Annotated in this window: 27 protein-coding genes; 9 read left to right on the forward strand and 18 right to left on the reverse strand. The window is 69.6% G+C overall.

What is annotated here, in order from left to right; all coding sequences use genetic code 11:
• Positions 1 to 29: 29 nt before the first annotated feature.
• From ACFWF2_RS19755 to ACFWF2_RS19785, 7 genes are read right to left on the reverse strand one after another with little or no spacing between them, the layout of a single operon-like run.
• A complete protein-coding gene (locus ACFWF2_RS19755; RefSeq protein WP_379308885.1) occupies positions 30 to 245 on the reverse strand; it encodes a phosphopantetheine-binding protein in 216 nt (71 codons plus the stop codon).
• 3 nt (positions 246 to 248) lie between these two features.
• A complete protein-coding gene (locus ACFWF2_RS19760) occupies positions 249 to 1,088 on the reverse strand; it encodes a siderophore-interacting protein (protein ID WP_379308886.1) in 840 nt (279 codons plus the stop codon).
• Positions 1,085 to 2,311: an enterobactin transporter EntS gene (gene entS, locus ACFWF2_RS19765; protein ID WP_379308887.1), complete on the reverse strand. Its 1,227-nt coding sequence runs from the start codon at positions 2,309 to 2,311 to the stop codon at positions 1,085 to 1,087. The genes ACFWF2_RS19760 and entS overlap by 4 nt, the downstream gene beginning before the upstream one ends.
• On the reverse strand, positions 2,308 to 3,303 hold the full coding sequence (locus ACFWF2_RS19770; RefSeq protein WP_379308888.1) for an ABC transporter substrate-binding protein: 996 nt from the start codon (positions 3,301 to 3,303) through the stop codon (positions 2,308 to 2,310). Before ACFWF2_RS19770 ends, entS begins: the two co-directional genes overlap by 4 nt.
• A 45-nt stretch (positions 3,304 to 3,348) precedes the next feature.
• Positions 3,349 to 4,161 (reverse strand): ABC transporter ATP-binding protein, encoded by an 813-nt coding sequence (locus tag ACFWF2_RS19775; RefSeq protein ID WP_379308889.1) that lies wholly within the window; start codon positions 4,159 to 4,161, stop codon positions 3,349 to 3,351.
• A 9-nt stretch (positions 4,162 to 4,170) separates the two neighbouring features.
• On the reverse strand, positions 4,171 to 5,226 hold the full coding sequence (locus tag ACFWF2_RS19780; RefSeq protein ID WP_379308890.1) for a FecCD family ABC transporter permease: 1,056 nt from the start codon (positions 5,224 to 5,226) through the stop codon (positions 4,171 to 4,173).
• Positions 5,223 to 6,221, reverse strand: coding sequence for an iron chelate uptake ABC transporter family permease subunit (locus tag ACFWF2_RS19785; RefSeq protein WP_379308891.1), 999 nt, complete (start codon positions 6,219 to 6,221; stop codon positions 5,223 to 5,225). Before ACFWF2_RS19785 ends, ACFWF2_RS19780 begins: the two co-directional genes overlap by 4 nt.
• Positions 6,222 to 6,428: 207 nt before the next feature.
• On the opposite strand from ACFWF2_RS19785, the gene ACFWF2_RS19790 reads away from it, so the two are divergent.
• A complete protein-coding gene (locus ACFWF2_RS19790) occupies positions 6,429 to 7,148 on the forward strand; it encodes a hypothetical protein (RefSeq protein WP_379308892.1) in 720 nt (239 codons plus the stop codon).
• 164 nt (positions 7,149 to 7,312) lie between these two features.
• A complete protein-coding gene (locus ACFWF2_RS19795) occupies positions 7,313 to 7,903 on the forward strand; it encodes a hypothetical protein (RefSeq protein WP_379308893.1) in 591 nt (196 codons plus the stop codon).
• Between the two features lie 67 nt (positions 7,904 to 7,970).
• Here the strand turns inward: ACFWF2_RS19795 and ACFWF2_RS19800 are convergent, their stop codons facing one another.
• Complete coding sequence (locus ACFWF2_RS19800; RefSeq protein WP_379308894.1) at positions 7,971 to 9,548, reverse strand: MFS transporter; 1,578 nt, start codon at positions 9,546 to 9,548, stop codon at positions 7,971 to 7,973.
• 109 nt (positions 9,549 to 9,657) lie between these two features.
• Between ACFWF2_RS19800 and ACFWF2_RS19805 the strand changes: the two genes are divergently transcribed.
• Entirely contained in the window at positions 9,658 to 10,812 is a 1,155-nt protein-coding gene (locus tag ACFWF2_RS19805) for a DUF5925 domain-containing protein (protein WP_379308895.1), read from the forward strand.
• Here ACFWF2_RS19805 and ACFWF2_RS19810 read toward each other — a convergent pair whose 3' ends face one another.
• Positions 10,813 to 11,376 (reverse strand): TetR/AcrR family transcriptional regulator, encoded by a 564-nt coding sequence (locus tag ACFWF2_RS19810; protein ID WP_379308896.1) that lies wholly within the window; start codon positions 11,374 to 11,376, stop codon positions 10,813 to 10,815.
• Between the two features lie 105 nt (positions 11,377 to 11,481).
• Between ACFWF2_RS19810 and ACFWF2_RS19815 the strand changes: the two genes are divergently transcribed.
• Positions 11,482 to 13,170, forward strand: a complete 1,689-nt coding sequence (locus ACFWF2_RS19815) for a nitroreductase family deazaflavin-dependent oxidoreductase (RefSeq protein ID WP_379308897.1) — start codon at positions 11,482 to 11,484, stop codon at positions 13,168 to 13,170.
• Here the strand turns inward: ACFWF2_RS19815 and ACFWF2_RS19820 are convergent.
• Positions 13,160 to 14,491, reverse strand: a complete 1,332-nt coding sequence (locus tag ACFWF2_RS19820) for an MFS transporter (RefSeq protein ID WP_379308898.1) — start codon at positions 14,489 to 14,491, stop codon at positions 13,160 to 13,162. The two genes, ACFWF2_RS19815 and ACFWF2_RS19820, sit on opposite strands and share 11 nt — an antisense overlap.
• A gap of 108 nt (positions 14,492 to 14,599) precedes the next feature.
• A complete protein-coding gene (locus ACFWF2_RS19825; protein ID WP_379308899.1) occupies positions 14,600 to 15,445 on the reverse strand; it encodes an NAD(P)H-binding protein in 846 nt (281 codons plus the stop codon).
• 80 nt (positions 15,446 to 15,525) lie between these two features.
• Between ACFWF2_RS19825 and ACFWF2_RS19830 the strand changes: the two genes are divergently transcribed.
• On the forward strand, positions 15,526 to 16,476 hold the full coding sequence (locus ACFWF2_RS19830; RefSeq protein WP_379308900.1) for an AraC family transcriptional regulator: 951 nt from the start codon (positions 15,526 to 15,528) through the stop codon (positions 16,474 to 16,476).
• Positions 16,477 to 16,487: 11 nt separating this feature from the next.
• Complete coding sequence (locus ACFWF2_RS19835) at positions 16,488 to 16,889, forward strand: acyl-CoA thioesterase (protein ID WP_379308924.1); 402 nt, start codon at positions 16,488 to 16,490, stop codon at positions 16,887 to 16,889.
• Here the strand turns inward: ACFWF2_RS19835 and ACFWF2_RS19840 are convergent.
• The 4 genes from ACFWF2_RS19840 to pdhA all read right to left on the reverse strand — a co-directional run bounded on the left by ACFWF2_RS19840 (position 16,879) and on the right by pdhA (position 21,175).
• Positions 16,879 to 17,691 carry an SDR family oxidoreductase gene (locus ACFWF2_RS19840; protein ID WP_379308901.1) on the reverse strand — a complete coding sequence of 271 codons (813 nt, stop codon included), beginning with the start codon at positions 17,689 to 17,691 and terminating at the stop codon, positions 16,879 to 16,881. The genes ACFWF2_RS19835 and ACFWF2_RS19840 overlap by 11 nt on opposite strands.
• Before the next feature lie 81 nt (positions 17,692 to 17,772).
• A complete protein-coding gene (locus ACFWF2_RS19845) occupies positions 17,773 to 19,107 on the reverse strand; it encodes a dihydrolipoamide acetyltransferase family protein (protein ID WP_379308902.1) in 1,335 nt (444 codons plus the stop codon).
• Positions 19,108 to 19,121: 14 nt separating this feature from the next.
• On the reverse strand, positions 19,122 to 20,096 hold the full coding sequence (locus tag ACFWF2_RS19850) for an alpha-ketoacid dehydrogenase subunit beta (RefSeq protein ID WP_379308903.1): 975 nt from the start codon (positions 20,094 to 20,096) through the stop codon (positions 19,122 to 19,124).
• Complete coding sequence (gene pdhA, locus ACFWF2_RS19855; protein WP_379308904.1) at positions 20,093 to 21,175, reverse strand: pyruvate dehydrogenase (acetyl-transferring) E1 component subunit alpha; 1,083 nt, start codon at positions 21,173 to 21,175, stop codon at positions 20,093 to 20,095. Before pdhA ends, ACFWF2_RS19850 begins: the two co-directional genes overlap by 4 nt.
• Positions 21,176 to 21,346: 171 nt before the next feature.
• On the opposite strand from pdhA, the gene ACFWF2_RS19860 reads away from it, so the two are divergent.
• Together ACFWF2_RS19860 and ACFWF2_RS19865 are read left to right on the forward strand one after the other, a co-directional pair.
• Entirely contained in the window at positions 21,347 to 21,841 is a 495-nt protein-coding gene (locus tag ACFWF2_RS19860; RefSeq protein WP_379308905.1) for an Lrp/AsnC family transcriptional regulator, read from the forward strand.
• 158 nt (positions 21,842 to 21,999) lie between these two features.
• Positions 22,000 to 22,491 (forward strand): hypothetical protein, encoded by a 492-nt coding sequence (locus ACFWF2_RS19865; RefSeq protein WP_379308906.1) that lies wholly within the window; start codon positions 22,000 to 22,002, stop codon positions 22,489 to 22,491.
• 26 nt (positions 22,492 to 22,517) lie between these two features.
• Here the strand turns inward: ACFWF2_RS19865 and ACFWF2_RS19870 are convergent, their stop codons facing one another.
• Complete coding sequence (locus tag ACFWF2_RS19870) at positions 22,518 to 23,723, reverse strand: benzoate/H(+) symporter BenE family transporter (RefSeq protein ID WP_379308907.1); 1,206 nt, start codon at positions 23,721 to 23,723, stop codon at positions 22,518 to 22,520.
• Between the two features lie 471 nt (positions 23,724 to 24,194).
• Here ACFWF2_RS19870 and ACFWF2_RS19875 point away from each other — a divergent pair, with 471 nt between their 5' ends.
• Positions 24,195 to 25,013: a sulfurtransferase gene (locus ACFWF2_RS19875; RefSeq protein WP_379308908.1), complete on the forward strand. Its 819-nt coding sequence runs from the start codon at positions 24,195 to 24,197 to the stop codon at positions 25,011 to 25,013.
• 195 nt (positions 25,014 to 25,208) lie between these two features.
• Here ACFWF2_RS19875 and ACFWF2_RS19880 read toward each other — a convergent pair whose 3' ends face one another.
• Together ACFWF2_RS19880 and ACFWF2_RS19885 are read right to left on the reverse strand one after the other, a co-directional pair.
• Positions 25,209 to 25,895: an HNH endonuclease family protein gene (locus ACFWF2_RS19880; protein WP_379308909.1), complete on the reverse strand. Its 687-nt coding sequence runs from the start codon at positions 25,893 to 25,895 to the stop codon at positions 25,209 to 25,211.
• Between the two features lie 45 nt (positions 25,896 to 25,940).
• On the reverse strand, positions 25,941 to 26,303 hold the full coding sequence (locus ACFWF2_RS19885; RefSeq protein ID WP_189031061.1) for a hypothetical protein: 363 nt from the start codon (positions 26,301 to 26,303) through the stop codon (positions 25,941 to 25,943).
• Positions 26,304 to 26,422 lie beyond the last annotated feature (119 nt).

The raw sequence follows: 26,422 nt of genomic DNA on the forward strand, positions 1-26,422 counted from the left end.
GTGGCGTGCCTGGCACGCCACCCCGCGGCTCAGGCCAGCAGTTCGATCCAGGACCCGAGGACGGGATCGCCCGCGAGCGTGGGGAAGTCGATATCCGCATGTCCCGCCGACCGCCATTTCTCCACCAGCGACATGATGCGCACCGAATCGAGCCCGGCATCGAGCAGATCGGTCTGCGCGGTCAGTTCGGCCGGGTCGACACCCAGCGCGGTCGCCACGTCACCGATCACCTGTTCGTCGGTCATCTGTCATTCCTCTCGATCGAAGTCGGCGACGCCGCGCTTCCAGTAGCCGGCGATGAGCGAATCCTTGGGGCCGATGCCCAGGTCGTTGCGGATGATCTTGCGGACCCCGCGCAGGCAGCCCGCCTCGCCCGCCACCCACGCGTAGACGCGGTGTCCGGCGGGCACTTCCACCTCGCGCACGGCCTGCTCGAGGATGTCGCTGGTGCCCGGCTCCAGCTCGCCGCGGTGCAGCCAGCGCACGGTGACGCCTGCGGGTGGGTCGAGCGGGATCTCCTCCGCGGGCCCCGCCACCTCGATGAACGCCCAGCCGGTGGTCTCGCGCGGCATGCGCTCGAGCCAGCGGGCGATGGCGGGCAGCGCGGTGATGTCACCGGCGAGCAGATAGTCGTCGTAGGTCTCCGGGATGACGACGCCGCCGGGCGGACCGGCGATGTGCACCTTGGTGCCCGGGGTGACCGAAGCGGCCCAATCGGAGGCGAGGCCACCGGGATGGATGACGAAATCGATGTCGAGTTCGCCGTCTTCGACGCTGTGGCGGCGCACGGTGTACTCACGCGAGACCGGTCGCGGGGTACCCCACTCGAGCATCGTGCCCTCGAGCTTGGGCAGCCGCAGCACGCCGTCCTCGCCAGGGAAGATCAGGCGCACATGCTCATCCGGCACATAGCTGTGGAACTCGGCGATGTCCGGGCCGCCGAAGGTGATCCGCCGCAGCGCCGCGCCGACGGGGACGACCCGCAACACCTCCACTTCCTGCAGGCCGATCGGGTACGGAACCTTGGCGTAGTGCTCGCCGGCGAGCACCTCGGCGATGTTGTCGGCGTAGGCACTGCGATCCTTCACACCTGTTCCTTCCTGTGCAGCGGCCCGGCGACGAGCGCCATCAGGCCGGTGAGTACCAGAACCGCGACGCCGTAGAGCACGAGCGCGCGTCCGGGAGCGAACATCTGGCCGACGACACCGGCCACCATCGAACCGACCGCGGTACCCGCGACCGACTGCACCATCAGCAGACCCGACATGCGCCCACGCATGTGGTCGGGCGCTGCCTGCTGCAACATGGCGTAGCGCAGCACCATGTTCACCGCCCTGGCCAGGCCGAACCCGGCCAGTCCGAGGAACACCAGCGCCGCGTGCGACCACAGCCCGGCCGCGATGACGCCGATCGGCATCAGCGCCAGCGAGACCAGCAGTGCCAGACCGGTATTGACGCGGCTCATCCAGCCGCTGGTCAGCGTGCCGAGCACCGCACCGGCACCGGGCGCGGCGTAGAGCAGGCCGAGGGTGCCCGGCCCCGCGTCGAGTTCGACATCGGCGAAGGCGGGGAGCAGCACCAGCGGTCCGCTGACTAGCATCCCGATCAGGCCGGTCAGCAGGATGAGCCGGATGGATTCGTGGCGCACCGCGAAGGTGATGCCCGCCGCCAGCTCGCGCACCGGATTCTGCAGGTCGCGCTGCGGTGGCGGCGACGGTCCGATCGCGGTGATCAGCCCGACGGTCGCCGTGGTCGCGAGAGCGCAGAGGAAATAGGCCGTGGCCACACCGGTTTTCGCGACGAGCAGACCGGCGACCGCCGGGGTGAGCATCGTGCCGAGATCGGTGGTCAGCGAGACCAGCGCGCCCGCGGCCGCCACCTTCTCGCGGCCGACCAGCACCGGAACCATGGCCATCAGCGCCGAACCGCTCACCCCGCCCGCGAGGCCGTCGATGACGGCGGCGAGATAGATGGCGGACAGGAACGGATCCGGCAGTACGGCGTTCACCCCGAGCAGCAGGAATCCGATACCCGCTGCGCTGCGCGACCATTGGATCACCGTGCGGCGGTCGTACCGGTCGGCGACCACACCGCCGGCGAGACTGCCGACGAACAGGGCCGCCGCGGTCGTGGTGGCGACCCCGGCGACCTGCACACTCGAGCCGGTCAGCTGATAGACCTGCAGCGGCAGAGCCACCATGAGCAGCCCGATGCCGAGCACCGACACCAGCCGCGCCGCGAACGCGCACCGGAACGGGCGCGAGGCCCGCAGCGGGCTGAGGTCGATGAGCAGTCCGCCGGGGGCGCTCACTGGAAGCGTTCCACGAGCAGATCGAGGGTGGTCATGACGGTGCGGTAGTCGGGCCGCGAGCTGGTGGCGGGCAGTTCGAAGACCTTGTTCCCCACGAACGCAGGCAGCGTCGCGTACATCGGGTCGGCGCGCAGTTCCTCGAGCGAACGACCGCCGCTGAGCGGAATGGTGAACAGCACGGGCGCATCGATCACGGTGTTCAGCAGTTCGGGGCTGAAGCTGATGAAGTCGGCGCTCTGCTCCTTGGCAGGGTTGCCCGCCTTGGCCTCCACCGTGGTGTCCAGGGTGAAACCGACCTCGGCGAGCAGGGTGGGCAGCGCGGCGCTCGGCACGAAGAGGGTCGGCTTCTGGCTCTTGATCGACTGCATGACCGCGGTCGCGCCGGCGGGCGCCTTGATCTTGCTCTTGGCCTCGGCCAGCTTGGCCTGGTAGTTCGCGATCAGGGTGTCGACCTTGGCCGGCTTGTCGACCGTGGTGGCGATGAACCGCAGCTGGTCCTGCCAGTAGGTGGTCTCGGTCGGCAACAGCACCGTCGGGGCGATCGCGCTGAGCTGGTCGTAGGCGTTGACCGACTGCTGGCCCGGGTAGCCCTGGCCGCCGCCGATGATCAGATCGGGGCGCTGCGCGGCGATGAACTCGAGGTTGATGTTCTCGCCGGACGGCACGGCCTGCGTGCCCTGCTTCTTCGCGTCCTCGGCCCAGCCGGTGGGGAACTCGCCCGGCTTGTTCGGGACACCGAGCAGGCGCGGATCCGCCGCGACGACCGTGGCCTCGAGGTCGTAGAGATAGCCGGCCAGATTGCCGTTGAGCACGACGATGCGCTGCGGGGCGGCGGGCACCTTGACGGGGCCCTTCGCCGAGGCCACCTCACGCGGGCCGGTGCCGGCGGCGTCGGAGGACGAGTTGCCGCACGCGGTGAGCACCGCGACCAGCGCGAGAACCAGCAGGGCGAGGGCGGCGCGGAGCCTGCCCGAAGATCGGTTGGTGAACATGGACGGGGAATTCCTCATTTCTTGCGACGGTGGCGCCGGGCCACCTCAGTGCACCTGTGCGGCGTTCTCCGCCAGCGGAATCACCAGTGGCGTACCGGTTTCCGGGTCGTCGACGATGCGGCACCGCAGCGAAAACACCTCGTTGACCAGTTCCGCGGTGACGATCTCGGCGGGTTCCCCGCAGGCGACGACCCGCCCGTCGCGCATGGCGATCAGGTGGTCGGCGTAGCGGAAGGCATGGTTGAGGTCGTGCAGGACCGCGACGACCGTTCGCCCCGAATCGCGATGGAGCGAGCGGCACAGATCCAGCAGCTGGATCTGGTAGGCGATATCGAGATAGGTGGTCGGCTCGTCGAGCAGGATGATGGGCGTCTGCTGGGCGAGCACCATCGAGATCCACACCCGCTGCCGCTGACCACCCGACAGTTCCTCGACCGGACGCGCCGACAACTCGGCGACGCCGGTGGCTTCCATCGCCGCCGCGACCGCCTCCTCATCGGTGCGCGACCACTGTCGCAGCAGCGTCTGATGCGGATAGCGGCCGCGTGCGACGAGATCCGCGACGCGGATGCCGTCGGGCGCGGTCGAAGTCTGCGGCAGCAGGCCGATCTGGCGGGCCAACTCCTTGGCCGGATAGTCGGTCACCGGCTTGCCGTCGAGCAGCACCGTGCCGGATTCGGGGGCGAGCAGCCGGGCCAGCGCACGCAGCAGCGTCGACTTGCCGCAGGCGTTCGGGCCGATGATCACGGTGAACTTGCCGTCCGGGATGTCCACGGAGAGTTGATCACTGATCGTGCGGCCCTTGTAGCCGAGCCGGACCTGGTCGGCGCGCAACCGCGCGGCGTGAGAGTCGTTCATATCGCTTCCCTATTTCCGTCGCGCTTCGGCGACGAGCAGATACGCCAGGTACAGGCCGCCGATCGAGCCGGTGACGATGCCGACCGGGATGGTGGTCGGCGCGAAGGCGTGCTGGGCGATCCAGTCGCAGGTGATCAGCAAGGTCGCGCCCATCGCCGCGGCGGGGACCAGCGCGATCGACGGGGTGCGGGTGAGCTTGCGCGCCAGGTGCGGCGCGGCCAGCGCGACGAAGGCGATCGGCCCGGCGACAGCCGTTGCCAGCGAGGTGAATCCGACGCTGAGCGCGATCAGCCAGCCGGTCGCCTTGCTCGCGTCGAGCCCGAGGGCGCGCGCGGTGTCGTCACCGAGTTCGAGGATCTGCAGGCGGGGCGCGGCCGGGATCAGCGCCAGCGCCAGCACGGCCAGGATGATCATCGTCGGTGCGACCTGTGGCCATGACAGCCCGTTGAGCGAGCCCGCACCCCAGGCCGCCGCCGACATCGCCGCGTCCAGGTCGGCCCGCATGATGAGCCAGGTGTTGACCGAGGCGAGCATCGCGCTCACGCCGATGCCGACGATGATCAGCCGGAAGCCGGTCACGTTGTGCCGGAAGGCCAGCAGATGGATCACCAGTGCGGCGCCGAGGCCACCGATCATCGCGCCCGCCGCGGTCTGGAAGCTGCCGCCGCCGAGGATCAGGATGACCAGCAGCGCACCGGTGTAGGCGCCGGTGCTGAACCCGATGATGTCGGGGCTGCCCAGCGGATTCCGGGTGACCGACTGGAGGATCGCGCCGCTGACGCCGAGCGCCGCACCGAGCGCCAGCGCCATCAGGATGCGTGGCAGCCGCCAGTCCCACACCACCAGCCGGTCGAACCGCTCGTCGCCGACGAACAACGCCCGAAGCACGCGCGGCGCCGGAATCGGGAAATCGCCGCTGCCCAGGGCGAATACGGCGGTGGCGAGGGCGATCGCCAGCAGGATCGCGCACACCACCACGGTGCGCACGCCGATCCTGGTGGTCAGACCGAGACGCCGCCGGCGCACAACGAGCATGCTGCGCCCGAAATCAATTCTGGTACTCATGCCGCCGCCCCCACTCGTGAACGGCGCGCCAGCCAGATCAGCATCGGCGCGCCGAGGAACGCCGTGACCAGGCCCGCGGGCACCTCGTCGGGACGAATGACGATGCGGCCAAGCACATCCGCGGTGAGGACCAGCAGCGGCGCGAGCACCAGCGAGTAGGCGAAGATCCAGCGCTGATCGGGGCCGACCAGCCAGCGGGCGATATGCGGCACCGCGAGACCGACGAAGGCGATCGGGCCGACGGCCGCGGTCGCGGTGCCGCACAGCAACACCAGCGCCAGCGCGGTGAGCAGCCGCGTTCGGGTGACGTGCACGCCCAGCGAACGGGCCAGATCGTCGCCGAGGGCAACGGCATTGAGCGACCGCGCGCAGACCGCGGCGATCAGCAGCCCGGCCACGATGAACGGCGCGGCGCCCGCGATGATGTCGAACCCGCGGCCGGTGAGCGAACCGGCGTCCCAGCGCCGCATCTCGTCGAAAGCCTTGGGGTCGAGCAGGATCAGGCCCCTGGTGAGTCCGCCGAGCACCGCGGTGGCGGCGACCCCGGCCAGGGTCAGGCGGATCGGATCGGTGCCGGTGTGGCCCGCGGTGCCGAGCCGGTACACGATCACCGAGACCAGCGCGGCGCCGGCGAAGCCGAACCAGACGTAGGACGTGATCTCACTCACGCCGAGCACCCCGACCGCGACCGTGATCGCGAAGGCGGCGCCCGCGTTGACACCCAGTAATCCGGGGTCGGCGAGGGGGTTTCGGGTCAGGCCCTGCATCAGGCAGCCCGCGACCCCGAGGGCCAGTCCGGCGAGCAGTCCCAGCACCGTTCTCGGCAGCCGGTATTCGGTGACGGTGACGTGGTCGGGCGTGGTCGCCGGCTCGGTCAGTGCCAGCCAAACCTCGCCGACGGGAATCGATTTCGTGCCGACCAGCAGGCTCAGCAAACAGGCCGCGATCAGCAACGCGACTGTCAGCAACCAGCCGCACCAGCGCGGACTTCTCATCAGGGAAATCTCTCTCGAGTCGAACTACATCGCTTGGGAGGTTAGCCTAAGAAACGGTTAGATAGGTGAGCCTTGCCTGACTTGCAAAGAGTTTAGCTAGGGCAAGGTCTTGATAGGTGAGGCTTACCTAGCTATGGTTCCGCTTCGTTCGGTCCGCAGCTTCTGCGCCGCGCAGTTCACCACGAGGAACACGAAAGGTTCACCCCCGTGAAAATCACCAAGTTCGCCCTGCTGGCCTCGACCGTCAGCGTTGCCCTCGGCATCGCGGCCGGTACCAGCCACGCAGCGCCCGCCGCGGACCCGAACGCGCCGATCAACTACACCGCGAGCACCACCGAGGATGCCACGATCATCGGCACCGACGCGGGCTCGATGGTTGTCGAGGACGGTGTGTTCAAGATCAAGGCGGCCGACGGCACCACCGTCGCCGGCACCGAACTGTCTTTCCGCGTGGACGAATTCGTCTTCCCGATCGCCGCCGAGATCTCCGGCCGCACCGCCACCCTGACCCCGAAGTTCGACCTCGCGCACGCCACCTACAAGCCGGTCGCGCTGCCCTTCGAGAGCCAGGCGCCCTGGAAGAGCGAGTACGACCGTGAGGTCGCGGCATGGGGCCGGATGACCGGCACCATCTCGCTGGGCGCCAGCATCGCCACCCTCGTCGGCGGTCTCGGCGGCGCGGCCGTCGGTTGCGTCCTCGGCGGCATCCTGTCGGCCACCGTCATCATGGCGACGATCGTCGGCCTGTTCGGTCCGTTCCTGCCCGCCGCCGCGGTCGGCTGCATCGCGGGTGCGCTCGTCGCGGGCCCGGTCGGCACCCTCGCCGGCCAGATCTTCATCACCGCGCCGATCGCGATCATGGCCGCCGCCCAGTACTTCACCACCATCAACTCCCCGATGCCGAACACCCCCGCGCCCGCCAAGTAGGCCGCACACCAAGAACTCTCGTGGAGGGGACAACTCGACGAGATGACGAATCCCGCCCGATCCGCATCGGGCGGGATTTCGCCGTATCTTTGCCCACTCGTTGATAACTCGACAGACTTCGCGGGTTCTATCGTCTCGGCGCAGACACGCCTTGGGGGTATTCAATGGATCCGCAGCAACAGCCCTACTCGCAGCAGTCGAGTTTCCCGCAGCAGCAGGGCGTTCCCGGGCAGCAACCGGTGGTCGAGACGATCGACGTCTCGTATGTGTGTGACGAGCACACCGCCCGCCGTCTGAGTCGTGTCAGGGCGCTCGTGATCTGGCGCAGGCCGAGCGATTGGGCATCGATGGCGTTCGGTGTCTGGGGTCTGGCGATTTGCACGGCGGAGCTCCTGTCCGTCGTGGGTGGAGTCGAGGGCGGCGCGTTCCTTATCGGGCTGGCTATCGCTCTACCCGTGTTCGGACTGTTCTTCTACGCCATGCCGGCCCGGGTGAATCGGGGTCTCCGGGTGGTCGCTGGGCCCGGTTGCCGGATGGTGGCCCACTACACCGCCGACACGGTGAAACTCGAGCAGACCAGTGGCCGGTTCTTCCTCCGCTATAGCGGTATCAAGAAGGTCATCGTCCGCGGCGATGTGGTCTTCCTGCAGCCCACAGGTTTCCACTTCGAGTCCATATACGACTACGGCATCTTCCTGCCCCGCGAAATCGTCCCCGACGAGGCCGTCGCCCGCATCCGCGCCGCGCGCGGCTGAGCATGCCACCGGTGACGAATCCCGCCCGATGCGTATCGAGCGGGATGCCGACGTGTCCTGACAGCCGTCAGCTCGGGTCGGTGTCCGCGGCGTTGGGCGTTTCGTTCGGGGCGGGGATGTGGCGCAGGAGGACCATCACCAGGGCGGCTGCGACGGCGGTGAGGCCGATGGCGACGAAGGAATTCACCTGGAGCGCATGGGTGTAGGACTGGCGGGCGAGTGTGCTGAGTTCGGCACCCAGCGCTTCGGGCAGTGCGGCGGCGATGTGTAGCGCGCCGGCCAGGGTGTCTTCGGCGGCGTGGGTGACTTCCGGGGGGAGGCCGTCGGGCAGGGCTTCGGCCATGCGGTCGCGGTAGACGGCGGTGCCGATGCTGCCGATGACTGCAACACCAAGGGCGGCCGAGAGTTCCTGGCCGGTTTCGGAGATCGCCGAGGCCGCACCGGCTCTGGCCGGGTCGACCGCGCCGACGATCAGGTCGAGGCCGAGGACGAACATCGGGCTGAGGCCGAGGGAGAAGACCACCATGCCGGTGACGATCAGGGCGAGGTCGTCGGCGCCGGAGAGCTGGGTGAAGATCGCGTAGCCCGCCATGGCGATCACCAGGCCGACAGCCATCAGATACGCGGGGCGTACCCGGGGCGCGAGGGCGCTCACCACGCCGGCGGCCACGACCATCGCCGCGGCCTGCGGCACGGTCCACAGTCCGGCTTCGAACGCCGACAGGCCGAGCACCAGCTGCAGATACTGGGCCAGCAGCAGGAACAGCCCGCCCATCGCCAGCATGGCGACCATCAGCGCGACCAGCGATCCGCTGAATCGCACATTGCCGAACAGCCGCAGGTCGATCAACGGATCGGTGAGCCGTTGCTGGCGCAGCACGAACACCGTGCCGAGCACGAAACCGGCGACCAGCACGGCGACGGCATCGATCGCCCAGCCGTCCTTGGCGAGCTCCTTGATGCCGTAGATGACGGCCATCACCGACAGCAGCGACAGCAGCGCGCTGAGAATATCGAGCTTGCCCGGGTTCGGGTCCTTGTATTCGGGCAGCAGGATCGGACCGCTCGCCAGCAGCAGCACCATGGCGGGCACCGCGACCAGGAACACCGAACCCCACCAGAAGTTCTCCAGCATCGCGCCGCCGACCAGCGGCCCGATCACCATGCCGATCATGAAGCTGGTCATCCACACGCTGATCGCGGTGGTGCGCTGGCGATCGTCGTGGAACATGTTGCGGATGAGCGCCAGCGTGGACGGCATCAGCGTCGCGCCCGCGATGCCGAGCAGTGCGCGCGTGCCGATCAGCATGCTCGCGCTGGTGGAGTACGCGGCGACGATCGAGGCGAGACCGAAGGCGAGCGCGCCGATCATCAGCAGCTTGCGCCTGCCGATCCGGTCACCGAGGGTGCCCATGGTGATGAGGAATCCGGCGACCAGGAAGCCGTAGATGTCCAGAATCCACAGCAGCTGTGAGCTGCTCGGCTGCAGTGCCTCGCTGATGTGCGGGATCGCCAGGTAGAGGACGCTGAGGTCCATCGAGATCAGCAGGGTCGGCAGCGCGAGCACCGCCAGCCCGATCCACTCCTTGAGCCCGGCCGTCGCGGTAGGTTCGCCGGTGGCCTGTTCGCTCTGTGTGGACGTCACCGTGCCGACGTTACCGACGGATCGGTGGCACGTGCCAGGCATTTTTCGGCGTCGCGCCCGGTGCGCGGACACAGAAGTCATTGGACATTACCGGGCAGGTCCCACGAGGATGGGCGCGGTGTCCACACGTAATGAACAGCTCAGGCTCGTCGATCCGCCGCGTCAGCCGGAGGATCCGGGTGAGCGTTTTCCGTGGTCGGCGGCCATCGACTCCACCTATTCGACCCGCGACGCCATCGACGCGCTGGCGCTCGCGCCGTTCCTGCGCGGCGACCAGTCCTTCGCCCGCCAGGCCCACCTGGACCGGGTCCGACCCGACGCGCCGCTGCGGCCCGCCGACTCGCGGATCGTGCGCTCGGTGGCCGACGACGACAGCAGCGCGCTGCTCGCCGAAGGCGAGGGCTGGTCGCTGCGGGCGGTGCGCTGGGCGGGCGGTTCGGCCACCGTCGAGGTGACCGCCGTCAGCGACGAACTCGCCGTCGACGTGCTGGCCATGGCCACGGCCGAAGCCGTGCAGCCGCCGGGCGCCGGCTCCACCGTGGAAATGGGGTTCTGGCACATGGATGTCCGGCGGCCGCTGCGCAGGCGCCGCCAGATCAGCGCGCCCGCCTGGTCGGAGATCCGCGGCAACTACGCCGCGGCGGTGTCGGCGAGCATGGACCGGCTGATGGCGCTCGAGGTCGCCGAGATCAGGGGCAGGCTGGTGCTGCTGCACGGCGAGCCCGGCACCGGCAAGACCACCGCGCTGCGTGCGCTGGCGCGGGCGTGGTCTTCGTGGTGTCAGGTCGACTGCGTCGTCGATCCGGAGGAACTGTTCAGCAATCCCGGCTATCTCATGGAGGTGGCCGCCGGCGCCGACGGCGACGACGGCAGCCGCTGGCGCCTGCTGGTGCTGGAGGACTGCGACGAACTCATCCGCGGTGAGGCGAAAGAGGCTGCGGGCCAGAAACTCTCGCGACTGCTCAACCTCACCGACGGCATGCTCGGCCAGGGCCGCAATGTGCTGATCGCGGTCACCACCAACGAGGATCTGTCCCGGCTGCACCCCGCCGTGGTGCGGCCCGGCCGCTGCCTGGCCCAGATCGAGGTCGGCCGGTTGTCGCCGCCCGAGGCGCGGGGTTGGCTGGCCGCGCAGGACTGCCCACCGGGCGAGTCGATCGGCAGGGAGGGCGCGACGCTGGCCGAACTGGTCGCCCGCCGCGACGGCGAGATCCAGATCCAATCGGTGACCCAGGACGCGACCGAGGTCGGCATGTACCTGTGATCACGCCGGGATATGCGCCTTGACCAGCTCGGTGAGGTGACGGCCGACGCGGTCCAGCGGCTCGGTGCTGTGCTTGGCGAGCGACATCACCACCGCGCCCTCGATCGTGGCGATGACCGTCGTCGCCAGGGAACGGGCGGTGTCGGGCGCGATGTTCTCCGCGCACAGCCGCGCCTCGAGCGCCTGCTCCCAGTTGCCGAACGCCTCGCCGGCGGCGTCGGCGGCCGCGGGTGACTCCGAGCGCCCGAGCGCGGCGGCCACGACCGGGCAGCCGTCGAGGAAATCGCTGGACTCGACGACCTGTTTCCACGCCTCGGCGAAGGCGGCGATGGTCTCCTCCGGCTTGGCGCTCTGGCTGAAGGTCTCGATCAGCGTCGTCATCGCCCGCCCCGCGACCCGGGTGGCCTCGGTGATCAGCTCGGATTTGCCGCCGGGGAAGTTCAGGTAGATCGTCCGGCGGGAGAGCCCGCTGTGGTCGAGCAGCTGCGCGACACCGGTCCCGGTCACGCCGTTGCGGCGCACCAGGTCGATCGCGCTCTGCACGAGTCCGTCGCGTGCTGCCATCGGCGTCCTTTCGGTCGGTCCCATTGAAGTATACCGATCGGTGTACTACCGTCGGGTAAGTACACCGATCGGTGTACTCGACGCGATCCGCGGAGGAGCCGACCGATGACAGCCCTGAGCGATCAGCTCGCCCTGCCCTGTGGCCAAGTGCTGCCCAACCGGCTGATGAAGGCCGCGCTGAGCGAGGGTCTCGGCACCGCGGCCGGCGCGCCGGACGAACGCCTGGAGCGGCTCTACAGCCGGTGGGGCACCGGCGGTTTCGGCCTGGTGGTCACCGGCAATGTGATGGTCGATCACGATCATCTCGGCGAGCCGGGCAATGTCGTCATCGCCGACGAACGCCACCTCGACGACCTGTCCCGCTGGGCACTGACCGCCAAGTCCGGCGGCGCCCGGCTCTGGATGCAGATCAATCACCCTGGCCGACAGGCGAATCCGCTCGCGACCCGGTCCCAGCCGGTGGCGCCGTCGGCGATCGGTCTCGGCCTGCCCGGCATCCCGGCGCCGCGCGCGCTCACCGACGCCGAGATCGTCGACATCGTGGAACGCTTCGCCACCACCGCGCGGATCGCGGAGCGTGCGGGCTTCGACGGCGTGCAGATCCACGGCGCGCACGGCTATCTCGTTTCCCAGTTCCTCTCGCCGCTGGCCAACCAGCGTGACGACCGCTGGGGCGGAGATCCGGACCGGCGGGCCCGTTTCGTGCTCGAGGTGGTCCGCGCGATCAGGGCCGAGGTGTCGGCGTCGTTCGCCGTCGCGATCAAGCTCAACTCCGCGGACTTCCAGCGTGGCGGCTTCACCGAGGACGAGTCGCGTGCGGTGGTGCGGCGGCTCGCCGCCGAGCGGCTCGATCTGATCGAGATCAGCGGTGGCAGTTACGAATCGCCCGCGATGATGGGCAGGCCGGTCGCCCGTTCGGCGAGCACCGTCGCGCGGGAGGCGTATTTCCTCGAGTACGCCCAGTCGGTGCGGGCGGCCGCCGGGTCGGTGCCGCTGGCGGTCACGGGCGGGTTCCGGTCTCGCGTGGCCATGGTCGACGCGGTCGAGTCGGGGGAGTGCGATGTGGTCGGCCTCGGCCGTCCCAGTGCCGTCGCCCCCGGCGCGGCCGGTGACATCCTGCACCGCCGAACCGAGCGGCTGCATTCACCGAGCATCTCGCTCGGCCTGCCCGCGCGGGTGTCGACGCTGCCCAATGTCAAGAGCCTCGAGGGCGCGCTCGACCTGCAATGGCACACCGACCAGCTGCACCGCATCGGTGCGGGCGCCGACCCCGATCCCGCGCGCACGCCGTGGCTCACGGCGGCGGCCATGCTGAAGCACCACGGTGTCGACGCGTTCCGGAGCAGAAGGAGTTCCACCGTGAAGGATCCAACGCTGCGCAAGTTCGAGGTCGAACGTGCGGTCGGGCGCTATCTCGCCAATCCGGCGGTGCGCGCGCTGAGCCGGCTCGGCATCCGCACCTCGTTCGCGACCGAGCTGGAGACGACCGGCCGCAAATCCGGGCTGGCCAGGACGGTCCCGGTGTCGGTGGCCTTCGACGACACCGGCGCGTGGGTGATCAGCCAGCACGGGACCAGGTCGGGCTGGGCGGCCAATATCGGCGCCGAGCCGAAAGTCCGGGTGCGCCAAGGCAATCGGTGGCGGGCCGGAATCGCGGAGCTGCGCCCGGCCGACGATGTCGTCGCGCGGGCTCGCAGCTTCGCGCCCAATCCGGTGCTCGCCGGGCTGACGGCGGCGACCTTCCGCGCGTTGCAGAGCACCCCGGTCTCGGTCCGGATCACCTTCACCGACTGACGACCTTCGCCGCGGCCGCGCAGGCCAGGGTGAGCACCAGCGGAACGGCCAGCGCCGCGGTGAGCGGGATGACGGCGGTCAGCCACCCGATCGCCGCGGGGCCGGCCAGTAGTCCCAGATAGCCGATGGTGAACACCCGGGACATGTCGGTTGCCGCGGTCGTGCCGCCTAGATTGCCTGCGGCGGTGAAGATCTGGGGTACACCACCGGCGAGACCGAGGCCGCACATCGCCCAGCCTGCGAGGGTGAGCGGCAGCCACGGTGACGCGATGACAACGCCGAGCCCGGCGGCGGCGAGCAGACTGCCGAACCGCAAGATGGCGACCGGCCCGATCGCCCCGCTGACCCGGTCGGCGAGGAACCGGCCGAGCGTCATGGTGGCGGAGAAGGCGCCGAACGCGAGCGCGGCGTCGGATTCGGACGCGCCGAGATGCTCCCGGACCTGCAGGGCACTCCAGTCGGCTGCCACACCCTCGGCGAGCAGCAGGACGAAGGCGATCAAGCCGAGCGAGAGGACTTTGCGGGTGCGCTCGTGGTCGCCGCGCTGCGTCTTCGACAGTTCCTCGGTCACCAGTGGGGACGGCTCGGCGGCGTTGTCGCGGGAGGCTCGCGGACCCGTCAGTGGATCCTGGCCGGTCGTCGGTACGGAGTCGGCGTCGGTCGTGGGACGGCCCTGAGGCGCGCCTTCCGTCTCGAGCTCTGTCAGGCCCGCGTCGTAATGCTCGGGCCGCGAACCTGTTTCGGGGTGGTGGCGCCGGATCAGGTGGGGGACGAGCACGGCGGTGACGACGAGTCCGGCGATGCCGGCGCAGGTCAGGGTCAGCTGTGGCGACCAGCCCGCGCGCTGGGTAGCGGCGCCGACCAGTGCGCCGACGAAGCCGCCGCAGGAGAACATCGCGTGGAAGGCCGACATGATCGGGCGGTGGTAGGCGCGTTCGACGTGCACCGCCTGGGTGTTCATCGAGACGTCGAGCGCGCCGTTGCCGAGACCGAAACAGGCCAGTGCGATCGCCAGGGTGACCGGATTCGTCGCCAGTGCGGGGCCGACCACCGTCACCGAGATCGTGGTGGCGGCCAGGGCGACGAGCGTCCGGCTGCCGAACCGGTCGGCAGCCGGACCCGCGAGCCGCATTCCGATGAGCGCGGCCCCGGCCAGCAGCAGCACGAACATCCCGAGCAGCGAGGACGACACCCCGGCCCGATCGGTGATCGCCGGAATGTGCACCACCCACATGGCCAGCAGGAACCCGTTGAGCGTGAACGCGGCGAAGACCGCGGCCCTGGCCAATCGAAGTTCGCGGTCGATCGTCGCTGGGGTCACCAATTCGACGGTACCGGCACCGACCCCACTGCACGACGAACCGGGATCACCGCGCTCCGGTGACGGTCGGCTCGCGCGCGATGCCGCCATCGGAGCGTGGTGATCCGATCACGCCTGGGGTGTCCACACGCCGGTCGCCGCGACCTCCTTCACGTACTCGCTGAAGTCCCGCGGTGCGCGGCCGAGCGCGCGCTGCACACCATCGGCGGTCGCGACGTTGCGGCCGTCGAGGATGGTGCCGAACAGGTAGTCGAGCAGGCTGATCACATCGCCGGGCAGCTGGTATTCGGTCAGTGCCGCAACGAATTCCGGGCGCGAGACCGGGATGAAGGCGATCTCGCGGCCGGTGGCCGTTGCGATCTCGCCCACCGCCTCGGCGAAGGTCAGCGCCCGCGCACCGGTGATCTCGTAGATCTCGCCCGCGTGGCGCGGATCGGTGAGCGCGGCCGCGGCCACCTCGGCGATGTCGTCGGCGTGCGCGAACGGTTCGGGCACATCACCGTTGGGCAGGGCGACGGCGCCGGCCAGCACGTCGCCGAGGAAGGCGCCCTCGCTGAAGTTCTGGGCGAAGAAGCTGCACCGCACGACGGTCCAAGCCAGACCCGAATCCTCCACGATCAGTTCGCATTCGCGCGCCTCGGGCTCGCCGCGACCCGACACCAGTACCACCGATCGCACGCCGGCCGCCCGTGCGGCCGCGGTGAACGCGCGGATGACGTCCGGTGCGCCGGGGACGGCGAGATCGGGCTGGTAGGAGAGGTAGATCGAGTCGACGCCTGCCAGCGCGGGGCCCCAGGTCTCCCGATCGGTCCAGTCGAACGGGATGGGGGCGGTGCGCGAGCCGAGCCGGACCGGGTGGCCCGCCGCCTCGAGGAGGGCCGCGACGCGGCTGCCGGTCTTGCCGGTGCCGCCGGTGACGAGGAAAAGCTGCTGGTGAGAAGCGGTGTTTGTCATGAGATAAGTACATCGGTTCGCGGCCTCGCGCGACATCGTCGTGCCGCTCGCGAACATGCGCGGTCGTCTACGGTGGATGTGTGGATGCGTTAGCCGGATTGCTCGAAGGTCCGCGTGCCCGTGGTGCGTTCCTGATGTGCTCGCTGCTGAACCCGCCGTGGTCGCTGCGGATCCAGGACGAGGCGCCGCTGACGGTGCTCGCGATGATCCGTGGAAAGGCCTGGGTCAGTACCGATTCCGCGCCGCCGCGGCAGCTCGGTGCGGGCGATGTCGCGGTATTCCGTGGCCCGCAGCCGTATACGGTGGCCGACGATCCGGCGACCGAACCGCAGATCGTCATCCATCCCGGTGAGGTGACCACCACGCCCGACGGCGAGATCCTGTGCGAGACACTGAGTCTCGGCGTCCGGCAGTGGGGGACCGATCCCGACGGCGAGACACTGATGGTCACCGGCACCTACGAATCGGCGGGGGCGGTGAGCCGGCGGCTGTTGCGTGCGTTGCCGCAGGTCGCGGTCCTGCCGCGCGGTGACCTCGACACCCGTCTGCTCGACCTGCTCGTCGACGAGGTGACCAAGGACCTGCCCGCGCAGACCGTGGTGCTCGACCGCCTGCTCGACCTGCTGCTCATCGCCGCCCTGCGCGCCTGGTTCGCCCGCGACGACGCCCCCGCCTGGTACCACGCCTACAGCGATCCGCTGGTCGGTAAGGCCCTGCGCCTGCTCCAGCACAATCCGGCCCATCCCTGGACGGTGGTCGCGCTGGCCGAGGCGGTCGGCATGTCCAGGGCCGCGCTGGCCCGCCGGTTCACCGAGCTGGTCGGCGAACCCCCGATGACGTTCCTGACCGAATGGCGGCTGTCCATGGCCGCCGACCTGCTCGCCGAATCCGATGCCACGGTCGAGGCCATCGCCCGCCAGGTCGGTTACGGCAGCGCCTTCGCCCTCAGCACCGCGTTCAAACGGCACTTCGGGGTGAGTCCACGCGACCACCGGCAGGGGAGTGTCGCTGCGCTATCGTCAGCCGGGTGAGCTATCCCGTCATGTGGCCGATGCCGACCCGGTGGGCCGACAACGACCAGTACGGCCACGTGAACAACGTGACCTACTACTCCTACTTCGACACCGCGGTGAACGCCTGGCTGATGCGGGCCACCGGCATGGACATCACCGCGCTGCCCGCGCTCGGCGTCGTCGCCCAGACCTCGTGCCGCTTCCAGGGTTCGGTCAGCTTCCCCGACCAGCTCCAGGTCGGGCTGCGCATCGCCCGCCTCGGGAACTCGAGCATCACCTACGACCTGGCGATCTTCAAGGAGACCGAGGCGGGTCTCGAACTCGCCGCGACCGGCGATTTCGTGCACGTCTACGTCGATGCCGAGACCCGCAAGCCGGTGGCGATCCCCGAGGTGGTCCGGACGGCCGCCGCCGAACTCGTCAGCGGCTAGCGGTCTGCAGCATCGCCTGGAACCGGCGCATCCCCGACAGCCAGCGGTCGTAGTCGGCGCCCTTGTTCCGGTACATCTGCAGCACCTCCGGGTGCGGCAGGATCAGGAAATGCCCGGCGGCAACGGCCTCGACAACGGTCTCGGCGACCTCCTCCGGTGACAGCACGGCGCCCGCCGTCTTCACCGCCTTGATCGCCAGCGCCGCCGCCTCCGGGTTCTCCGGGATCAGGTCGCCGCTGAGCAGCCGGGTATCGACGCCCATCGGGCACAGGCAGCTCACCCCGACACCCTGGTCGCCGTAGGTGACCGAGAGCCATTCGGCGAACCCGACGGCGGCGTGTTTGGTCACCGAATAGGGTGCCGAACCGATCTGGGTCAGCAGACCGGCCGCCGACGCGGTGGACACGAAATAACCGCTGCCGCGCTCGACCCACCCGGGGACGAGCAGTCGCGCGGCGCGCACGTGCGCCATCACGTTCACATCGATGGCGGCCGCCCACTGCTCCTCGGTGCTGTCCAGACCGGGACCACCACCGATGCCCGCGTTCGCGAAATACAGATCGACCGGCCCGAACGCGCGCTCGGCGGCCTCGATCAGCGCGGCGACGACCTGCTCGTCGGCCACGTCACCGCCGACCGCGACCGCGTTCTCGCCCAGCTCACCGGCCACTTTCGCCGCGGAGTCCGCGTCGAGATCGGCGACCACGACCCGCGCGCCACCTGCCACGAGCCGATGGGCGAGCGCGGCGCCGATCCCTGCGCCCGCGCCGGTGACGATCGCGACTTTGCCTGCTATCTCCATGCCCGCACCCTAGCGGCGGGTTTCGCTGTCCGGCACCGGAAGACCGCGATGTCCGCACGGGGTTCCCGCGGACAGAATCGCTCAGACGCGGCTGAGCAGCGTCAACGGATCCTCCAGGAAGCCCGCGGTGGTCGCGAGGAAGCGCGCGCCGAGCTCGCCGTCGATCATCCGGTGATCGAAGCTGAGCCCGAGCGTGGTCACCCAGCGCACGGCCAGCTCGTCGCGAAACACCCACGGCCGCTTGCGGATCGAGCCGAGGCACAGGATCGCGGCCTCGCCGGGGTTCACCAGCGGCACCCCGGTGTCGACGCCGAACACCCCGACATTGGTGATGGTGAACGTGCCGCCGCGCAGATCGGCGGTGGTGGCATTGCCCGAGCGGGCCAACTCGGCCGCATAGGCGATTTCCCGGCACAGCTCGCGCAGGTTCAGCGACTGCGCGTCCTTGAGGTTGGGGACAAGCAGCCCGCGATCCGAGGCGACCGCGATCCCCAGGTTCACGTAGTGCCTGGTGACGATCTCCTGGTTCTGTTCGTCCCAGGCGGTATTGATCCCCGGATACTCCGCGAGCGCCGCCAGCGCGGCCTTGGCGACCAGGGCCAGCGGGGTGAGGGGGAGTCCCTCGAAGGATTTCGTCGTGCGCAGGTGGTCGAGCAGTTCCATCGAGGCCGTGCAGTCGACCGTGACGAACGTGCTGGCCTGCGGGATCGTGCGGGCGCTGGCCAGCATCGCGGCGGCGGTGCGCTTGCGGATTCCGGTGATCGGAGTGCGCTCCTCGCGGGCCGTCGGCTCGATCAGGCCGCCGTCGGCATCGCCGGAATGCCCGTTCGCCCGTGCGGGCGCCACGTCACCGAGCCGGGCCGGTGTGCGCGGCGCCGTCACCGGGACGGCAGAGCGCACGTCCTCGACGGTGACCGCGCCCTCGGGGCCCGAGCCCGCGACGAACCACAGATCGATGCCGAGTTCCTTGGCCAGCTTGCGCGCCGCAGGCGTCGCCGCCGCCCGGTGGGTACTCGGCGTGTTCGCCGCCATCGCCGCCGACGGGACGGATGTGCGCCTGCGCGAAGTGGATTCGGCTTCCGGGCCGTAACCGACCAGCACGTCGTTGCGGCCGGCGGACTCCGCGGTCGGCGGCGCGGTGACCTCGAGATCGTTGCGCACCCGGATCAGCGGCGCGCCGACCGGCACGGTGTCGCCCGGCTGGGCCAGCAATTCCACGACCACACCGGAGAACGGCGACGGCAGCGCGACGACCGCCTTCGCGGTCTCCACCTCCGCGATGGTCTGGTTCAGTTCCACCGTGTCGCCGACCGCGACGGCCCACGACACCAGGTCGCCGTCGGCGAGGCCCTCGCCCAGGTCGGGGAGGCGGAATTCGAGAACATGACCGTCGTCGTCGGCGGCTTGTTCCGGCACGGTGGCACCTTTCGTCACGCGGCTAGACAGCGGTCGACCGCCGCCAGAATGCGGTCGGGGTCGGGAATGTGGTGCTTTTCGAGCTTAGCCGGGGGGTAGGGGATGTCGTAGCCACCGACGCGCAGCACCGGCGCCTCGAGGTGATAGAAGCAGCGTTCGGTGACGCGGGCCGCGATCTCGGCGCCGAGCCCGGCGAAGACCGGCGCCTCGTGCACGATGATCAGCCTGCCGGTCTTGTCGACCGATTCCGCGATCGTGTCGACATCGATCGGCGAGAGACTGCGCAGATCGATCACCTCCAGCGAATGCCCTTCCTCGGCCGCGATCTTCGCCGCCGTCAGCGCGGTGGCGACGGTACCGCCGTAGGCGACCACGGTGGCGTCGGCGCCGCGGGTGCACACCCTGGCGTGGTGCAGCGGCAGATCCGGTTCGCCTTCGAAATCTACGTCGGCTTTGTCCCAATAGCGACGTTTCGGTTCGAAGAAGACCACCGGATCGTCGAGGGAGATCGCCTGGCGGATCATCGAATACGCGTCGGCCGGGGTGCTCGGGGAGACGACACGCAGTCCGGCGGTGTGCGCGAAATACACCTCGGGCGATTCCGAATGGTGCTCGACCGCGCCGATGCCGCCGCCGAACGGGATGCGAATCGTCAACGGCGCCTTCACCTTGCCACCGGACCGGTAGTGGATCTTGGCGACCTGGGAGACGATCTGATCGAAGGCGGGATAGACGAAGCCGTCGAACTGGATCTCCACCACCGGCCGGTAGCCGCGCAAGGCCATGCCGAAAGCCGTTCCGACGATGCCGGATTCGGCGAGCGGGGTGTCGATGACGCGGTTGTCGCCGAAGTCCTTCTGCAGCGTGTCGGTCACCCGGAACACGCCGCCGAGCCTGCCGATGTCCTCACCGAGCAGCACGACTTTGGCGTCGTCTTCCATCGCCCTGCGCAGGCCGGTGTTGAGGGCGGCGGCGAAGGTGGTGATCATGACTGCGCTCCTTCGGCGAGGTAGGCCGAGAACTGGTGCGCCTCTTCGGTGATCAGTGGGTGCTCGGTCGCGTAGACGTTGTCGAACATGCGCACCGGGTCGGGGTCGGGCATCTCCATCGTCGCGGTGCGCACGCGGCGGGCGATGTCGTCGGCGGTGTCGGCGACGTGGCGGGCGAACTCGGGGTCGAGGTGGCCTTCGTGGTCGAGCAGCAGGCGGATGCGCTCGATCGGGTCGCGGTGTTCCCAGTACTCGGTGTCGGCGGCGGTGCGGTACCTGCTTGGGTCGTCGGCGGTGGTGTGCGGGCCCATCCGGTAGGTCATCGCCTCGATGAACGTCGGGCCGCCGCCGGTGCGTGCCCGTTCCACCGCCTGGCGGGTGACGGCCAGGACGGCGAGTACATCGTTGCCGTCGACCTGCACGCCCGGGATGCCGTAGCCGTCGGCCCTGCGCACCAGTGGCACATGACTCTGCACCGTGACCGGTTCGCTGATCGCCCACTGGTTGTTCTGGCAGAAGAACACCACCGGCGCGCTCCACGCGGCCGCGAAACCGAGCGCCTCGGCGATGTCGCCCTCGCTGGTCGCGCCGTCGCCGAAGTAGGTGATGGTGGCGATATCGGCGCCGTCGAGGTGAGCGGCGTAGGCGTAGCCGGTGGCGTGCAAGCCCTGGGAGCCGACCACGATGTTGGCGTTGGTCATGTTCACCGCCGCCGGGTCCCAGCAGTGGTGGGCGACGCCGCGCCACAGGGTGGTCAGCTGCTCGGGCGGTACGCCGCGGCAGTAGGCCACCGCGGTCTCGCGGTAGGAGCAGAAGACGTAGTCGTCGGGGTGCAGGGCATGCGCCGAGCCGACCTGGGCGGCTTCCTGGCCGAGCAGCGGCGGCCACAAGCCGAGCTGGCCCTGGCGTTGCAGCGCGGTCGCCTCGACATCGATCCTGCGGGTCACGACCAGGTCCTGATAGAGCTGCCGCAACCGTTCGGCATCGATGTCGGCCACCAGCGCCGCGTGCTCGCGATCGAACACGCGCTTGCCGTCCGGCTGGACCAACTGGACCGGATAGGTCTGTTTCTCCGACATCGAGATCGCCTCCTCACCACCGCGCCTTGTGGGCCCGATGCAGGTACGACAATCGCTGAGTGCGATGTGTATCACTCAGCATCCACGATAACGCCGACTGCGCAAGCGATCGACATGGGAATGAGCAGAGTGCATGGTCTGGACCGCTCGAACACTGTCATACTGCGTTGTATGACAAGTCGCGAACCCGACGCCGTGACTCTGGACGCCACCGATGCGCGGCTCCTGCGCGAGTTGATCGCCAACCCGCGGGCCACCGGCGTTGAACTGGCCGCCCGGCTCGGCTTGTCACGCAATACCGTGCAGGCGCGGCTGGCCCGCTGGGACAGCGGTGGAGTGCTCGGCAGCTTCGAGCGCAGGGTGGAACCGCGCGCACTCGGCTATCCGCTGGCAGCCTTCGTCGCGGTGGTCGTGGATCAGCATCAACTCGATGCCGTCGTCGACGAGTTGGCAGGCGTCCCCGAGGTCACCGAGGTTTGCGGCATGACCGGCTCCACCGACCTGACGGTCCGCATCGTCGCCCGCGACGCCGACGACCTCTACCGCATCGCGGGCCAGATCCTCAAGATCCCCGGCGTCGAACGCACCAACATGGCCCTGGTCATGCGCGAGCTCGTCGGCCCGCGCACCGGCCCGCTGCTGGACCGGCTCGCGGGCCCGAGCTGAGTCGCGACAGGGGTGTCGACCATCGAGCGGTCGTCGGCAGACCGGTTGGCGTTCTTGTCGGGGGACCGCGATACTGTTGTCCGAGAGTCGGTTCGGTAGGTCCGGGCCTGAAGACGGGGTGGGAATTTATGTCGAAGCGCAGTGTTTTCGTCGTGTCCGTGGCCGCGCTGGCGGTGACGGTTGCCGGTTGCGCGAGTTCGGATCTGTCGAGCGGTTCGGCGGGCACGTCGAAGAGTTCGGCCTTGGCCGCGCCGGTGGTGCCGTCGATGCCTGCTCTGCCGCTGCTGGATCGGCGTGCGGACAACGGTGAGATCGTCCAGCAGGCCGGCTTGAACGGCGCCGGGACCTTGCAAATCGACAACGGCAACAGCGACGACGTCGCCGTGGTGGTGGCGAACGGCAATCCCGCATCGCCACAGGCGACCATCTACGTGCGGGGTAACTCGAAGGCCACCCTCAGCGGCATCGCCGGAACCTATTACGTCTATTTGAAGACCGGTGCCGACTGGGACCAGGCCACGCTCAGCTTCACCCGCGACCGCCAGTTCCAGAAGTTCGACGACTCCTTCGACGCAGGCTCCGACTGGGAGATCACCCTGCAGCCCTCGATCGGCGGAAACGCCAGCACGAGCGACGTTCCCGCGTTCTGAGCCAGGCCACCTGACGGTTCGGGCACTCAGGCGCCGTTGGGCAGGAAGCGGCGGATGATCAGGCCTGCGATCAGGGCCCAGAAGGCGCCGCCGATGCCGAACAGGGTGGTGCCGGAGGCGGCGACGAGGAAGGTGACCAGGCCTGCCATGCGGTGGTCGGGGTCGCTGAGGGCGCCGGTGAGGGCTGCGGCGAGGGTGGCCAGGAGGGCCAGGCCCGCGACGGTTTCGAGGGTGCCGGCGGGGGCCGCCGCGATGAGGGTGACCAGGGCGGCCGAGGCGAGGCCGAGGATCAGATAGGCGGCGCCCGCGGTGGCGGCGGCGATCCAGCGGCGTTTGGGGTCGGGGCTCGCGCTGGGGGCGGCGGAGAGGGCCGCGCTGATCGCGGCGAGATTGATCGCGTGGCCGCCCGCGGTGGCGCCCGCGATGGTGCCGATTCCGGTGACGAGCATGGACGCGCGCCACGGCACCTGGAAGTCGAACGAGCGCATCACCGCGACGCCGGGGATGTTCTGTGAGGCCATGGTGACGATGTAGAGCGGCACCGCGATGCCGACGATCGCCTGCCAATGCCAGTGCGGCGCAGTCCATTCCACCGTCGGGACCATGGCGGGCAGATCCAGGTGCCGGTCGCGGACCGCGATGTCGATCCCGGTGCCGATCGCCGCCGTGGCGAAGGCGACCAGTACCGCCCACTTCGGCGCGTACCGTTGCAGCACCAGCCAGACCACGATGACCGGCACCACCACGGCGGGCGAGGTGGTCAGCGCCCGCACCGGCGCCAGGCACAGCGGGACGAGCACACCGGCCAGCATCGCCTGCGCGATCGGCACCGGGATCGCCGCGACCAGCGAGCCGAGCCGCTGCCATAGTCCCGTGATCACGATCAGCGCGCCCGTGACCGCGAATGCCGCGACCGCGCCCGGCCAGCCGCCCGCGACCAGCCCGGTGCTCGCCAGCAGCGCCGCACCCGGTGTCGACCAGGCCAGCGTGATCGGAATCCGGTACCGGAAACTGAGCAACAGGATGCCGATGCCCTGGGTGAAACACAGGATCATCAGCCCGGATGCCGCCTGGGCCGGGCTCGCACCCACCGCCCGCAAGCCGCTCAGCACCACCGCGAACGAACTGGTGAACCCGACCAGCGCCGTAATCGCGCCCGCTCCGAGCGGCTGGGCAATGCCCGCCGGCTGCTCGGCGACAACATCGGGCGGGGTGGTGGTGACCTGCGACATTGTGCCGATATTGCCCGCAGGTCGGGCCGGTGTCGCCTGCCAGTACCGCGAAAGTGGACTGATCTGCGTCCGCCGCGATCGGTCCAGTTTGCCGCGCGCGCCAACTCGGAGCAGGGCCGGTTCGGGTCAGCGCCTGTTTCGAAGCGTGGGCCGACCGAGGCGCTGGTGCGTCGCACGCCGGGGAGGCCGCGGGCTAGGTCGTCGAAGCGGTGGTGCCGAGGTAGGGGTCGCGCACGGGCCGGGTCGCTGTCGACGAACGTTCACTATCGCGCTGATCGGTCGAAATCGGGACCATCGCAGGGTGGCGTGAATGCTCAGCGTATCCCCGCAGTCCGCCGGTGTGGGCCCCTCGCGGGTGGCGAGCGAGCGCGCCGTGGTCGAGGGGTGCGTTCGGTACCGGTGGGCCGGTCCTACTGCGTAGGGTGGCGACATCGGGGGCTTCGGCAGGTGCGACGGTGGTGAGGAGCGGGCGTGAGTGCGGTATTGATCTCCCCGGAGGAACTCCGGGAAGAACTGGCGGACAAGAAGATCCATCTGCTCGATGTGCGGTGGGCGCTGGGTGATCCGGATGGCCCGCAGCACTATCTGGACGGGCACATTCCGGGCGCGGTGTTCGTCGATCTGGAGACCGAGCTGGCCGCCGCGCCCGCGCCCGCGCGGGGCAGGCATCCGCTGCCCGACCCCGGCACGTTCGAGAAGTGCGCGCGCAGCTGGGGCCTCGGCACAGGCGAGCCGGTCGTGGTCTACGACGCGACCAGCGGTATGGCCGCGGCGCGAGCCTGGTGGCTGTTGCGCTGGGCAGGCGTCGATGACGTCCGGATCCTCGACGGCGGGCTGCCCGCGTGGATCGCGGCGGGCGGCGAGCTCGCCACCGGCGCCGAAGCCGACCCGGTATCCGGCGACCTGATGATCCGCCCCGGCTCGCTGCCGGTGATCGACGCCGACGCGGCCGCCAACTGGTCGGGCGTGCTCCTCGACGCCAGAGCGGGTGAGCGGTATCGCGGTGAGGTCGAACCGGTCGATCCCCAAGCCGGCCACATCCCCGGCGCGACAAGCGCCCCGACCACCGAGAATCTGGACGCCACCGGACACTTCCGCACCCCCGAGGAACTGCGCGCGCGGTTCGCCGAATTCGGCACGGGCCCGGTGGCGGTGTATTGCGGCTCCGGCGTGACGGCCGCCCACCAGATCGCGGCCCTCGCTATCGCGGGTATCCCGGCCACGCTGTACCCGGGTTCATGGTCGCAGTGGTCGAACGATCCGAAGCGACCGGTCGCCACCGGCGCCTGACGAGGCGTCGCCTACCGGGAAATCCGGCATGCCGCGCGGTTGACGAGGCGTCGCCTGCACCGAAATCCGGCATGCCGCGCTGAACGGTGTCGCTGCGATCGGTGGCCACTGGCGGCTAGCTGGGCGTCGCCTGCCCGCAGCGGACGGGTACCGCCCGGGTTGGGTGCGCCGAGCGCTTGCCGAACTGGCGGTCGATCACGGACACCCGCGCGCGACCTGGTGGAGTGCGGCGTTGTCGGCGGCGGTGATCGGCAGGTCGTAGTCGAGGGCGGCGGTGAGGTATTTGGCCGCGTAGAAGCAGTGGTTCGGGTGGGCGGGCGGTAGCCAGTCGCCGGGGGTGTCGTCGCCTTTGGACTGGTTGGTGGACGCGCCGGTGGCGAGCAGGTTCACCGACAGGTCGTTGGCGAAGCGCAGTCTGCGGTCGGGTGGCCAGTGGGCGGCGCCCATGTCCCAGGCCGCGGCCAGCGGGTAGACGTGGTCGATCTGGATGCGGCCGCCGTCGGACTTGCGGAAGGTGAGGTCGGTGCCGGTGTACGGGTCGGTGAGCACGCCCTCGACGACCACGCACCGGCCGCGCCGCACCACCTCCCGCAGCTGGGCGGCGAGCACGTTGTTGCGGGTGTCGCAGCCGTCATGGCCGCCCGGCGCGTCGGTGTCGTCGGACCAGGCGGTGCCGAACACACACGCCTGGCCCGACTTGCAGCCACGTTCATAGCCGCCGGGGCGTGGCCGGGCGGCGATCACCCGCACCCGGTCGAGCAGCGCGCTCACCTCGGCGCGCGTCGGACTGCCGGGCGCGGGCAGCACCGGATCGTCCGGTGTGAGCACAGCGCAACCGGAGACCGCGAGCGCCGTGCCGAGCAGCCAAGCCCATTTCCGCATACCCGCAGGTTGTAGCCGGTGGTACCGACAGATATGCCGACCGGGCTACAACCAGGCGCGGGCCAGGATGTCGTCGGCGGCCACTTCACTGGCATGGGGTGGGAACCGCGTCGCCGCGATCGAGGAGATGTGCGTGCCGTCGTGGCCGACCAGCCACGAACCGCCACGGTCCTCGCACTCGGCGATCTTGGCGAAGACAGTGAGCAGGAAAGTGATCGAATCGCGCGGATCGACGGTGTGCGCCAGCCGCTGGGATTCGCCGGGTCTGGACAGGTCGAGCCACACGCCGGACTGGCCGTCCAGGCGCATGCCGACGATCTTTCCGGTATCGATGAACGTGAATTTGCGCCGTTCCCACGGGGTTGTCGGGGTATAGCTCTGCTCGAGAACCTGGAGCAGAATCGTCATCACTGCCCTCCGCACGCATACAAGGGGTTCATCGGCCGAGCCGGAGCGAGCCCGGTTCGCCTGGGTCGGTATGTAGTTGTCGCCGGTGGGTGGTCCGGCCCGTGACCAGGGGATACCCC

It is taken from the genome of Nocardia sp. NPDC060259, from assembly GCF_042728775.1.
Classification (GTDB): Bacteria; Actinomycetota; Actinomycetes; order Mycobacteriales; family Mycobacteriaceae; genus Nocardia.